This is a genomic window from Actinoplanes lobatus (genome assembly GCF_014205215.1).
Taxonomy (GTDB): domain Bacteria; phylum Actinomycetota; class Actinomycetes; order Mycobacteriales; family Micromonosporaceae; genus Actinoplanes; species Actinoplanes lobatus.
Genome location: NZ_JACHNC010000001.1, coordinates 9,848,564 through 9,861,068 on the forward strand (window position 1 = coordinate 9,848,564; position 12,505 = coordinate 9,861,068).

At 72.3% G+C, this 12,505-nt stretch carries 9 protein-coding genes; 2 read left to right on the forward strand and 7 right to left on the reverse strand.

Features of this window, described 5'->3' with window-relative positions; translation table 11 throughout:
- Nucleotides 1–1,474 precede the first annotated feature (1,474 nt).
- The 4 genes from BJ964_RS44760 to BJ964_RS44775 form a co-directional block, all read right to left on the reverse strand.
- Nucleotides 1,475–3,661, reverse strand: coding sequence for an MMPL family transporter (locus BJ964_RS44760; RefSeq protein WP_188126329.1), 2,187 nt, complete (start codon nucleotides 3,659–3,661; stop codon nucleotides 1,475–1,477).
- A gap of 28 nt (nucleotides 3,662–3,689) precedes the next feature.
- Nucleotides 3,690–4,238, reverse strand: a complete 549-nt coding sequence (locus tag BJ964_RS44765) for a TetR/AcrR family transcriptional regulator (protein ID WP_188126330.1) — start codon at nucleotides 4,236–4,238, stop codon at nucleotides 3,690–3,692.
- A 67-nt stretch (nucleotides 4,239–4,305) separates the two neighbouring features.
- Nucleotides 4,306–5,046 carry a hypothetical protein gene (locus BJ964_RS44770; RefSeq protein ID WP_188126331.1) on the reverse strand — a complete coding sequence of 247 codons (741 nt, stop codon included), beginning with the start codon at nucleotides 5,044–5,046 and terminating at the stop codon, nucleotides 4,306–4,308.
- On the reverse strand, nucleotides 5,039–6,610 hold the full coding sequence (locus BJ964_RS44775; protein WP_188126332.1) for an AAA domain-containing protein: 1,572 nt from the start codon (nucleotides 6,608–6,610) through the stop codon (nucleotides 5,039–5,041). The genes BJ964_RS44770 and BJ964_RS44775 overlap by 8 nt, the downstream gene beginning before the upstream one ends.
- A gap of 91 nt (nucleotides 6,611–6,701) precedes the next feature.
- On the opposite strand from BJ964_RS44775, the gene BJ964_RS44780 reads away from it, so the two are divergent.
- On the forward strand, nucleotides 6,702–8,330 hold the full coding sequence (locus BJ964_RS44780) for an amidohydrolase (protein WP_188126333.1): 1,629 nt from the start codon (nucleotides 6,702–6,704) through the stop codon (nucleotides 8,328–8,330).
- A 4-nt stretch (nucleotides 8,331–8,334) separates the two neighbouring features.
- On the opposite strand, the gene BJ964_RS44785 is transcribed toward BJ964_RS44780, so the two are convergent.
- Nucleotides 8,335–8,991, reverse strand: a complete 657-nt coding sequence (locus BJ964_RS44785) for a hypothetical protein (RefSeq protein ID WP_229807131.1) — start codon at nucleotides 8,989–8,991, stop codon at nucleotides 8,335–8,337.
- 231 nt (nucleotides 8,992–9,222) lie between these two features.
- Here BJ964_RS44785 and BJ964_RS44790 point away from each other — a divergent pair, with 231 nt between their 5' ends.
- The gene (locus BJ964_RS44790; protein WP_188126335.1) at nucleotides 9,223–9,930 is read left to right on the forward strand and encodes a laminin G domain-containing protein; all 708 of its coding nucleotides are present in this window, start codon (nucleotides 9,223–9,225) and stop codon (nucleotides 9,928–9,930) included.
- A 37-nt stretch (nucleotides 9,931–9,967) separates the two neighbouring features.
- Here the strand turns inward: BJ964_RS44790 and araA are convergent, their stop codons facing one another.
- Nucleotides 9,968–11,452, reverse strand: coding sequence for an L-arabinose isomerase (gene araA, locus BJ964_RS44795; protein WP_188126336.1), 1,485 nt, complete (start codon nucleotides 11,450–11,452; stop codon nucleotides 9,968–9,970).
- Nucleotides 11,453–11,489: 37 nt separating this feature from the next.
- Nucleotides 11,490–12,494 (reverse strand): galactofuranose ABC transporter, permease protein YjfF, encoded by a 1,005-nt coding sequence (gene yjfF, locus BJ964_RS44800; RefSeq protein ID WP_188127528.1) that lies wholly within the window; start codon nucleotides 12,492–12,494, stop codon nucleotides 11,490–11,492.
- Nucleotides 12,495–12,505 lie beyond the last annotated feature (11 nt).

The following is a 12,505-nucleotide window of genomic DNA, read 5'->3' on the forward strand; positions in this document are numbered from 1 at the left end:
CCCCTCCGCGGCCAGGTCCGGATCCCCGCCGAACCACTGACGGCCGCACCCCACGCGACCAGGTCCGGCTTTTGCCGGCCCCCTGACGGTCGCACCCCACGCGACCCGGTCCGGCTCCCCGCCGAACCACTGACGGTCGCACCCCACGCGACCCGGTCCGGCTCCCCGCCGAACCACTGACGGTCGCACCCACGGCGACCCGGTCCGGCTTCCTGCCGGGCCGGGCTCGCTGCCTTTCCCCGGTACGGGCTTCCCGAACCCGCCGTACCAGACCCGCGAGCCGGGTGGGTGGCCCGGACCGTGCCGCGCCCGCCGGGCGTGAGCGGTGTGTCACCCACCGAAACCCGGTCCCACCCTCTGCCGGGAACCGCAGGCTTGCCCCGGGCGGCCCGTATTCCGTCGCTGAGCCACATCTCAACCGCACGAGCCGCACCAAGCTCACTCACCGTAATCAAAGCGATGAGTGCGTGGAGGATCGTGGTTGCTCCTGAGCCTGTTTCCCGGCCGTGAGTGGCCGCGATGTCAAGTTGCGCATTCGAATGGCTGCGGCGTCATCCCGACTCGCCGGCGATCTTGGGTGATGGTGGCTGTCGGGCCGATCTTGGTTCCCGGTTGCCGCCCGGCGATCAATCATCGCCCATGATCCACTTCCGCTGGAAGACCTTGGGTTATCGGATACATCCGGGAGTCTTCTTCTTGGTCGCCCACGGCCGGATCCGCAATCCCTCGACAGCAGGACGCGTCACCCGGAGCGATCTTGAACGATTCACCACCCGAGGCGGTGGTAAATCGTTCAAGATCGCACAACAGCGGCACGTAAAGCGGGCGAAACGGGCACCCGTTTCCGGCGAAAGCCCCATTTCCGCCTAGCGCGGCGGACGGCGCCCCCATTTGGCGGTTCGCCCGACCGGGCGCTTGACAACCGGGAAAGAGACTCCCTGGCTACCCCTGCGCACCCACCCTCACGAAAGCGCGACCACCCGCACCGGGCGACCGGCGCAACGGCCGGGAGCAGGCAACCCCATGCCTGGCCGGCAAGACGGTGACCAACGGCCGAGCGTCACCGGCGGCAGGAACGGGGGCGAGGCCAGACTCCTAGGAGCGGCAGCGGGAGCGAAGCCAGACTCCTAGGAGCGGCAGCGGGAGCGAAGCCAGACTCCTAGGAGCGGCAGCGGGAGCGAAGCCAGACTCCTAGGAGCGGCAGCGGGAGCGAAGCCAGACTCCTAGGAGCGGCAGCGGGAGCGAAGCCAGACTCCTAGGAGCGGCAGCGGGAGCGAAGCCAGACTCCTGGGAGTGGCAGCGGGAGCGAGGGCAGAGCGACGCGCAAACGCAGGACGGGAACGCGGACCGGCCGTCGCCCTCCGGGCGACGGCCGGAGGGCGACGGCCGGAGAGCGACGGCCGGAGAGCGACGGCCGGAGAGCGACGGCCGGAGAGCGACGGCCGGAGGGCGGCGGCCGGTCGTACCGGAGCGGTCAGGCGGAGGTCACGGCCGGCTCGGACGGGAGCGGGTCGACCGACGGTGGGTGGCGCTCCAACGCGGCGCCCTCCACGTCCAGTTCCGGCAGCCAGCGCAGCCAGGCCGGGAGCCACCAGGCGGAGCTGCCGAGCAGGGCGAGCGCCGCCGGGACGGCGATCATGCGGACGATGAAGGCGTCGAAGGCGATGCCCACGGCCAGGGCGAAGGCGATCGGCTTGATGGTGTCGTTGCCTTCGGGGACGAAGGCGGCGAAGACCGCGAACATGATGGTCGCGGCGGCGATCACGACCGGGGCGGCCTGGCGGAAGCCGGTCACGATGGCCTCGCGGGGCGCCGCGCCGTGGGCGTGGGCCTCGTGCATGCGGGAGACCAGGAAGACCTGGTAGTCCATGGCCAGGCCGAACAGGATGCCCACGATGATGATGGGGGCGAGGCTCAGGATCGGGCCGGTGGAGCCGGCGTTGACGGCGTCGGCGGCCCAGCCCCACTGGAAGACCGCGACCGTCGCGCCGAAGGCGGCGCCGATGGTGAGCAGGAAGCCGAGCACGCCGACGACCGGCACGAGCAGCGAGCGGAAGACCAGCACCAGCAGCACGAACGCCAGGCCGACGACGAGCCCCAGGTAGACGGGCAGGGCGTCGTTGAGCTTCTGCGACACGTCGATGCTGACCGCCGTGTTGCCGGTCACGTAGACCACGGAGCCCTCGCCGCCCTCGACCGAGTCACGGATCGCGTGCACCACGGCGACGGTCCGGTCGTCCTCCGGGCCGGTGACCGGGATGATCGTGACGAGGGCGGCCGAGCCGTCCTGGTTGGGCTGCGGGGGCAGCACCAGGGTGCCCTTCGGCAGCACCTCGGTGAGGTGTTTCTGCACCCGGGGCGCGAACCGCACCGAGTCGGGGCCGTCGATCAGCACCAGCAAGGGGCTGCTGACGCCGGGGCCGAACCGGGTGTCGATGATCGCCTGGGCGCGGGCCTGGGTGGTGCCCTCGGCGGCGCGCTGGGCCAGGGTGGTCTTCATCGAGAAGAACGGGACGGCGACGACGGCGAGGGCGGCGACGGCCACGATCAGGCTGAGCCAGCTGTGCCGGGTGACCAGGTTCGCCCAGCCCCGGATGAAGCCGCGGCCGTCGGAGACGTCGGACGTGGCCGGGACTCCGCGCAGCTTCCGGGGCAGCGCCCGTACGCCGATGAAGCCGAGGATGGCCGGGACCAGGGTGATCGCGACCAGCACGGCGATCACGATGGTGGCGGCCGCGGCGATGCCCATCTCGGAGAGGAACGGGATGCCGACGACGGAGAGGCCGACCAGGGCGATGACCACGGTGAGGCCGGCGGTGACGACGGCCGCGCCCGCGGTGCCGACGGCCATCGCGGCGGCGGCTTCCACGGACAGGCCGCGGCGCAGTTCGTGCCGGAACCGGGTGATGATGAACAGCGCGTAGTCGATGCCGACGGCGAGGCCGAGCATGACGGCCAGGATCGGGGTGGTCGACTGCAACTCGGTGAACCCGGTGAGGGTGACGAGGCCGGCCGCGCCGATGCCGACGCCGACGATCGCGGTCAGCAGGTTCATGCCGGCGGCGACCAGCGAGCGGTAGGTGAGGGCCAGTACGAGGAGGGCCACCACGACGCCGAGGATCTCCGAGGCGCCGCCGATGTCGGCCGGGTTGCTGAGTGCCTCGCCGCGGGCTTCGACGGTGAGCCCGCCGGTCCGGGCCTGCTCGATCGCGGCGGTGACGGCTTCCCGCTGCTCGTCGGTGACCTCGGAGGGCTGCACCGGGTAGCGGATCGAGCTGTACGCGGCGGTCTGGTCCCGGGAGACGGCCGGCGCCTCGGGGTCGAGCGGGTTGGACGCGCCCGCCGCGCCGGGCAGTTTGCCGAGGACGGCGACGATCCGGGTCACCTCGGTGGCGTTCGCCGGGTCGGTGATCTTCTGGCCGGGCGGGGCCGCCATCACCACCTGGACCACTGCGCCGGCCGATGCCTCGCCGAACCTCTCCTTCATCAGCGCGAGCGCGGTGGTCGACTCCTGGCCGGGAATGCTGAACGTGTTGGCCGTGGCGCCGGAGAGCGTGCCGGCTCCCACGCCGACGGCGACCAGCGCCACGAGCCAGGCGACGGTGACGAGTATCCGGTGCCGTACTGACGCCAGCCCGAGCCGGTGCAGCAGCGTTGCCATGAGGGGTTCCTTTTTTCCGTGTGGGGCTTCAGTGACCGAGGGCGTCGAAGCCGACCTCGGCGAGGCGGGTCGCGGCGCCGGGATGGAGCTGGCCGCAGAGGGCGATGCTGGCCACCGCGACCGCGCCGAGCGCTCCGGTGACCCGCAGCGCCCGCTCGGTGTCGGCGTGCGGCTCGTCGCCGAACGCGCCGGCGATGGCTTCACCGATCACCGCGAGGGCCTCGCCGATCTCGCTCTCCGGCTCGGCGAGCAGGGAGGAGAGCAGCAGGGCGACCGTGCCGGGCTGGGCCACCGCGAGCTCGGCCAGCCCGGTGAGCACGGCCCGGTCCCGCTGCGGGCCGGGCGGGAGGTCCGCCACACCGGAGGCGGTGTCGTGGATCTGCTCGACGCAGCGCCCGATCACCGCGGTCTGCAACGCCTCCTTGGTCGGGAAGCGGTGCAGCAGGCCGGTCTTGGAGTAGCCGACCGTGTCCGCGATCCGCTGGACCGAGGTCTCCTTGAGCCCGTGCCGGGCGAAGAGGTGCGCCGCGGCCTCGAGGATCTCGTCGTCGATCTGCTGCTTGGTGGGGCGGGGCATGGGACCACCGTAGACCGTAATGGACCAACCTGGTCTGGGAGGGACCGTGTCGGTCCCCACACTCCTGTCAGTCCGCTTCTGATTGCCCACGGTGGCGGTCGTAAACATCACGGAGGTACGGGTCCGGCCCGTCCACCGCCCAGCCGAACACCAGCGGCTCGTCCTCGCACTCGACCGCGTAGACCGGCAGCCACACCGGGCGCGGGACGGCCGCGGTCACCTCGACGGGCACCGCCGGCCCGGTGAAGTCGGCGGCGTCCGGCCTGCTCAGCAACAGTTCGATGGCATCCGGGGGCAGCGGGTGGGCGGGGCCTACCGGGTCGAAGACGGTGCCGTCGGGCAGGGTCAGCGCGGGCTCGCCGAGCCACACCGAGTGGGTGGCGTGCGCGTACGGCACCGGCTCTCCCCCGCAGCCGTCGAACCGGAGGGTGATCCGGCGGCCCGGCGTGAGCACGTGGCGGCGCCCGTCGGCGACGGACAGGTGCCCGAGTTCGGTCAGCGCGAGGTTGTCCCCGTCGTACCGCAGGTGCCCGATCCCCACCAGGAACCGCACGGCCCGGGTGACCAGTGCCGGCTCCACCCCGAAGAACGCGGCCAGCTCGGCGGGGCGCCGCAGGCCGGTCTCGGCGACCGCCCGGCTCAGGTAGCGGTCGAAGACGTCGTACGAGTGCGCCTCCCGGACCTCCGCCACCACGTCCACGGCCCACATCGGCAGCAGCAGCGGCACGAACCGCCGCGGCCGCACGCCCGGCAGCGCCCCGGCCCGGCGGACCACCTCCCGCATCGGCAGGTGGGCCGCCTCAGCCACCCGGCCGCCCGGTGGCCGGCCCGGGGTCGCCGGGACCCGGCCCGGCCGGGTTCGCCGCCGGCGCGCACGCCGCGACCCGGTCGAACACGCTCCCGGTGAGCAGGCCGGTCAGCTCCTCGGCGTCCACCCCGGCCGGGCACCGGGCGGCCACCCAGGCCCGGGCCACCGCGACGTCACGCAGCGGCGGCCGCCCGGTCTCGCCGACCAGCACCGCCCGGCGGGCCCGGACCAGCGGCACCAGCGCGGCCGGCACCGCGACCCGGCCCGCGTCCTCCACGACGACCAGGTCGTACTCCAGGTCGGCGTGCTCCGGACGGCCGGCGCCCAGGCAGGTGGTGGCGACGACGTCGGCGTACCGGAGCAGCTCGGCGTGCAGCTGCCGGCTGGGCCGGGTGGCCCGCTGCCGCCACTCGCGCAGCAGCCCGGCCCGGCCGCGCAGGGTCGGCTCCAGCTCGCGGCAGCGCTCGGCGAAGCCGGTGAGCCCGGCCTGATCGGCGGTCCACTCGGGGCGTGCGGTGACGCCGTCGAGCATCCGGGTGAGCTGGTGGGCGGAGCGCTCGGCGGATTCCAGCGCGCGCCGCGCGGCCAGGTCGGCGAACGCGGCCCGTTCGGCGGCGGCCCGCACCACACTGTCGTTGCCGACCACGATGTCGTGGTCGCGAGCGCTTTCCGCGTACCCCGCATCGATCTTGTGAAAGGCCGACCGGGCAGCGGCCGCGTGCCGGACCGCGTGGCTCAGCGACGTCCGCAGCCGCCCGGCCTGCCACCGGCGCAGCCGGGAGGTCTCGGCGCGGCGCAACGCGGTGGTGAGCCGCTCCACCTCCCGGGCGGTCGCCGCGGCGGCCCGCTCGGCCGTCGCCCGCTCGCGCGCGATCCCGGCCAGCGGCGCGCCGAGCCGGTCCCGGGCGGCCCGCACGGTCGCCTCATGGTGCGCGGCGGCCCGCACGGCGCGTTCCCGTGCCTCGGCCGCCTCGGTGAGCGCGTTGTCCAGCCGGCGCAGCCAGGCGTGCGCCGGGGCGGGATCGCCGAGCCAGGGCTCCAGGGAGCGGGCGGCGACCTGCGAGCGGGCGAGGATGCGCTGCTGGACCGCGGCCGAGGCCGCGTCGATGCTGCCCGGCCCGGACCCGGTCTGGTCGGTGCGGATCACGGTGGCGCCGTCGGGCAGGCAGGCGATGACGGCGTCGACCGACGGCGGCACGGGCGCGGTGAGCAGCACCCGCTCGCCGCGTTCCGCGGCCTCGCGCACGATGTCCAGGACGGTCCGGGCGCGTGCCGTGCCGGGCGCCACGACCAGGCAGACCAGATCCGGTACGCCCGCCGCGAGCCGCCCCTCGGCCAGCAGCCGCAGCAGGCCCGGGTTGACCGCGGTGCCGGAGCGCAGCCGCCGGATCGCCTCCCGCTGGACGCGCTCGTCGAGGCCGGCGTCCCGGGACGCGCGCGGAGCGGGCACCCGGTCGGCGCCGGAGTCCAGCTCGCGGGCGGCCGCGAGGGCCAGCTCCAGGACGGCGCAGAAACCCTCGTTCCGGTACGGCGGTTGATCTAGATCGACAAGGGTCGACGCCATCCGCTCACCTTAGTTGTGCCGCATGCGGAGCATCAAACACCGCACGATTGAATGGGGCGTCGCCCGTCGCCGCACAGATCGGAATCGCCTGATGTCCCGTGACCACGCAGACCTGATCTTCGCCGGCGGGCCGGTGTTCTCCGCGGGCGCCGGGCCGGCCACCTCGGTGGCGGTCCGGAGCGGCCGGATCCTCGCGGTCGGCGACGACCTGAGCGGGCTGCGCGGCCCGGCGACCGAGGTGGTGGACCTGGCCGGGCGCCTGCTGCTGCCCGGCTTCCAGGACGCGCACGTGCACGCCGTGATGGGTGGCGTCGAGCTGAACCAGTGCGACCTGACCGAGACCACCGATCCGGACGAGTACCTGCGCCGGGTCGCGGTGTACGCGGCCGCCCACCCGGAGCTGGAGTGGATCTCCGGTGGCGGCTGGTCGATGGAGTCCTTCCCCGGCGGGGTGCCCGCCCGGGAGCTGCTCGACCGGGTGGTGCCGGACCGGCCGGTGTACCTGATCAACCGGGACCACCACGGCGCGTGGGTGAACAGCCGGGCGCTGGAGCTGGCCGGGATCACCGCGGACACCCCGGACCCGGCGCACGGCCGGATCGACCGGAACCCGGACGGCTCACCGGCCGGTGGCCTCCAGGAGGGCGCCATGGAGCTGGTCGGCGACCTGCTTCCGGAGGTGACCACGGCGGACCGGATCGCCGGGCTGCGCCGGGCGCAGGCGCTGCTGCACTCGCTCGGTGTCACCGCCTGGCAGGACGCCATGGTGTGCGCCACCAACGGCTACCCGGACGTGGCCGACGCCTACCTGGCGGCCGCGACCGAGGGCTGGCTGACCGCGACCGTGGTCGGCGCGCTGTGGTGGGACCGGGAGCGGGGCGCCGAGCAGATCCCGGAGCTGCTGGCGAAGCGGGAGCGGTTCAGCGTGGGCCGGCTGCGCTGCGACAGCGTGAAGCTGATGCTGGACGGGGTGGCGGAGAACTTCACGGCCGCGATGACCGAGCCGTACCGGGACGCGTGCGGCTGCGCCACCACCAACCGGGGACTCTCGTTCATCGACCCGGTATCTCTGCCCGGCTTCGTCACCGAGCTGGACGGGCACGGCTTCCAGGTGCACTTCCACGCGCTCGGCGACCGGGCGGTGCGCGACGGGCTGGACGCGGTGGCCGCGGCCCGGGCGGCGAACGGGTTCCGGGACACCCGGCCGCACCTGGCCCATCTCCAGGTGGTGCACCCGGACGACGTGCCGCGGTTCCGGGCGCTGGGCGCGACGGCCAACCTCCAGGCGCTGTGGGCGTCGCACGAGCCGCAGATGGACGACCTGACCATCCCGTTCCTGGACCCGGCACTGGTGGAGCGGCAGTACCCGTTCGGCGACCTGTGGCGGTCCGGGGCGCATCTGGCGTGCGGCAGCGACTGGCCGGTCAGCACGCCGGACCCGTGGCAGGCGATCCACGTCGCGGTGAACCGGGCACACCACGGCAGCGGGCTCGGCCCGTTCCTGCCGGGGCAGCGGCTCGATCTGGCCACCGCGCTGGCCGCCTACACAGCCGGTTCGGCCTACGTGAACCGGCTCGACGACACCGGGACGGTCCGCCCCGGCAACCGTGCCGATCTGGTGGTCCTGGACCGGGACCCGTTCGCCGCGCCGCCGGACGAGATCGCCGCCACCCGGGTCGCGATGACCTTCGTCGACGGGGATCTCGTCCACGGCGCGTGACGGGTTACCGGTCCTCGTCGTCCTCGTCGTCGTCCTGCTCCTCGGCCAGCTCCTCGGCGTGCGCCTGCGCGTGCCGGGCCTGGACCGGGGCGGCCTCGAGGACCTCGGCGACCGGCTCCTCCTCGACGTACTCGCTCATCTGCGGTGCGTCGACCCAGAGGGCGCGCAGCTGGCTCTGCATGAAGCCGGTGAGCCGGCCACGGTACTCGCGGTCGAACTGCTCCAGCGCCTCGATCTGTTGCTGGAGGGCCTCGCGCTTGGCGCCGAGGCTGCCGACCACGTCGTCGTAGCGCTGCTGGGCCTGGTACTTGAGCTGCTCGGCGCCGGCGATCGCGTCGGCGTTGACGGTCTCCGCGCGGGAGCGGGCGTCGGCCACGATCTTCTCGGCGGTGCGCCGCGCCTCCTCGGCACGCGCCTGCGCGTCGCGGGCCATCTGCTCGGCGCCGGCGCGGGCCTCGGCCAGCACCCGGTCGGCCTCACGGCGCACGTTGTTGGCGTGGGCCTGGGCGTCGCGGGCGATCTGCTCGGCGGCGGCCAGCGCGTCCGTACGGATCTTGTCCGCGTGGTGCTGGGCGCTGGCGACGTGTTCCTCGGCGGTGCGCTGGGCGAGGGCCAGCACCTGGAGGGCCTGGTTCGGCAGGCCGGGGTTCGGGGCGATCACCGCATGCTCCGAGGTCTCTCCGTTAGTCCCATTGAGCAGCACTTCGACACGATCCTTCTCTGCGAGGGGTGGATCCGGGGGGTTCACAGCGACGGCACCCGGCCATGATCGGCGGATGCTACCAAGCTGAACTCAAGGTTTGCGAGGCCTACTTTGTGAATGTCCGACAAATTGGACAACACTCGCATTAGTCTTGAATGGACCATTCTTCCTGCGCAGTGAGGACGAGCCTTGAGATACCGCCGCACACTGGCCGTCACGGCCGTACTGACCTGCGTGTTCGCCGCCGCAGCCACTCCCGCCCGGGCGTCCACCGGCTACGAGATGGCGGTCTGGAACCTGGACGAGAGCCGGGGCTCGCACTGGATGGCCGACAGCACCGGGCGCGGCCACACCGGCCGGATCGGACCGGAGGTCGGCATAGGTATGCCCACCGAGTCCAGCCGGGGCTACCGGTTCGACCGGCTGGAGCCGGACACCCCGCCCACCCGGCCCGGCCATCTGGTCAGTGTTCCCGACCATCCGGACCTCGATCCCGGCGATCGCGACTTCGCCGTCACGGTACGGCTGAGGACCACCCACAAGTTCGGCAACATCGTCCAGAAGGGCCAGGCCACGGTGCCCGGCGGAAGCTTCAAGATGCAGATCCCGAGCGGGCGCCCGACCTGCACCTTCCGGGGATCGGTGGGCACCCTCGAGATGTGGTCGCCGGTACGGATCAACGACGGCAACTGGCACACGGTGCGCTGTCTGCGGGTCCGGGACGGGGTGGCGCTGCTCATCGACGGGCAGGAGGTCGTCTCCAAGCCCGGCTGGACCGGCACCATCGCCAACACGTGGCCGGTAAGCATCGGCGGCAAACTGGACTGCGACCAGATCGACGTCGGCTGCGACTACTACGCCGGCGACCTGGACTGGATAGTGATCGAGGCGGCCTGAGCCCCGGGAATCAGGCCGCCTCGCCTCTAAATCCGGGTCAGCGGCCGAAGCCGCGGGCCAGGCGGTGGTACGCCTGGTTCCAGCGCACCTCCTTGGCGAACGAGCGCGTGGTGGTCGACCCGTCGATCACCAGCAGCTCGGTGCCCACCATCTCGGCCAGATCGGCCAACTCCTCCGCACCCACCGCCGACGACAGCACGGTGTGGTGCGGGCCGCCCGCGGTCAGCCAGCACTCGGCCGACGTGGACAGCGACGGGGCCGGCTTCCAGACCGCCCGGGCGACCGGCAGCTTCGGCAGCGGCGCGGTCGGCGCGACGACCTCGATCTCGTTGGCCACCAGGCGGAACCGCTCGCCCAGGTCGGCCAGGCCGAGCACCACGGCCGGGCCGGGCGCCGCGTCGAAGACCAGGCGGACCGGGTCCTCGCGGCCGCCGATGCCGAGCGGGTGGATCTCCAGCTTCGGGGTGCCGGCCGCGATGGTCGGGCACACCTCCAGCATGTGGGCGCCGAGGATGACCTCGTTGCCCGGCGTCAGGTCGTACGTGTAGTCCTCCATGAAGGAGGTGCCGCCGCCCGGGGCCATCGCCTTGAGCGTGTGCACCAGGACCGACGTCTTCCAGTCGCCCTCGCCGCCGAACCCGTACCCGTCGGCCATCAGCCGCTGGACCGCGAGTCCGGGCAGCTGCCGCAGCCCGCCCAGGTCCTCGAAGTTCGAGGTGAACGCCCGGAACCCGCCCTCGGTGAGGAACTGCCGCAGGCCCAGCTCGATCCGGGCGCCGTAGCGCAGCGAGTCGTGCCGCTCGCCCAGCAGCGCAGGCGCGATCTCGTAGGTGTCCCGGTACTCGGCGACCAGCTTGTCGATCTCCGAGTCCAGCACCTGGTCCACCACGGCGACCAGGTCGTTCACCCCGTACGTGTTGACCGAGACCCCGAAGCGCAGCTGCGCCTCGACCTTGTCGCCCTCGGTGACCGCCACGTCGCGCATGTTGTCACCGAAGCGGGCCAGCTTGAGGCTGCGCATCGCCGAGTAGCCGCGGGCCGCCTTGACCCAGGTGGCGATCCGCGCGACCACGGCCGGGTTGCTGACGTGGCCGGCCACCGTCTTGCGCGGCACCCCGAGCCGGGCCTCGATGAACCCGAACTCCCGGTCGCCGTGGGCGGCCTGGTTGAGGTTCATGAAGTCCATGTCGATCTCGGACCAGGGCAGCTCGACATTGTGCTGGGTGTGCAGGTGCAGCAGCGGCGCACGCAGCGCGTCCAGGCCGGCGATCCACATCTTGGCCGGCGAGAACGTGTGCATCCAGGCGACCACACCGAGCACGCCGGGCGTCGAGGAGGCCCGCCGGCAGACGTCCAGGATCTGTTCCGGGCTGGTGAGGACCGGCTGCCAGACGACGTCGGCGTCGAGCTGGGCGTCCAGCTGGGCGGCGATCTCACGGGACTGGGAGGCGACCTGCTCGAGGGTCTCCGGGCCGTACAGTCCCTGGCTACCGGTGAGGAACCAGATTTCCCCGTTGCTCATTTGACGCCCTTCTCACGCTTGTCGCGATTCATGTGGTTCATCTCGCCTTTCTCGTGACCAGACGCTGCAACACGATGAAGGCGAAGAGCAGGACGCCGACGATGATCCGGGTCCAGGCCGAGTTGAGGTCGCCCTGGAAGTTGATGATCGTCTGGATGAGGCCGGTGACCAGGACGCCGAGCAGGGTGCCCCAGACGTAGCCGGAGCCACCGGTCAGCAGCACACCGCCGATGACGCAGGCGGCGATCGCGTCCAGTTCGAGACCGTTGCCCTGGAGGGCCCAGCCAGAGGTGGAGTTGATGCTGAACAGCACGCCGCCGAGCGCCGCGCAGAAGCCGCTGAGGGTGTAGACGGCGATCTTCGTACGGCCCACCGGCAGGCCCATGAGCAGCGCCGAGTCCGCGTTGCCGCCGATCGCGTACACGTTGCGGCCGAACCGGGTCCAGGCCAGCGTGACCGCGGCGATCAGCACGGCGAGCATCGCGACGAGGGCGATCGGCTTGGTGACGACGCCCTCGGCGAGCACGATCCGGTACTCCGAGATCGCCTTCCACATGTCGTCCCGGATCGGGATGGACTGCTGGTTGATGGTCAGCGCCGTGCCCCGTGCCAGGAAGAGGCCGGCCAGGGTGGCGATGAACGGCTCCACCTTGAAGAAGTGGATGACCGCGCCCTGTCCGGCGCCGATCAGGGCGCCGAGGATCAGCACCGCCGGCAGCACCACCAGCGGGGGCCAGCCGCCCTTGAGCAGCGTCGCGGTCAGCACGGTGGTCAGCGAGATGACCGCGCCGACCGAGAGGTCGATGCCGCCGGTCAGGATCACGAAGGTCATCCCGACCGCGACCACGAGCAGCACGGCGTTGTCCCGGAACAGGTTGACGAAGACGCTCGGGTCGCCGAAGTTCTCGTAGTTCGCCACGCCGCTGCTGTACATGATCACCAGCAGCGACAGGGTCGCGATGATCGGGATGTACTTGGCATTCGGCCGGTAGATCCGCCGGCGCGGGTTGGTCGGCGTCCCCTTGTCGGTAACCGGGGTCATGTCGACGGTAG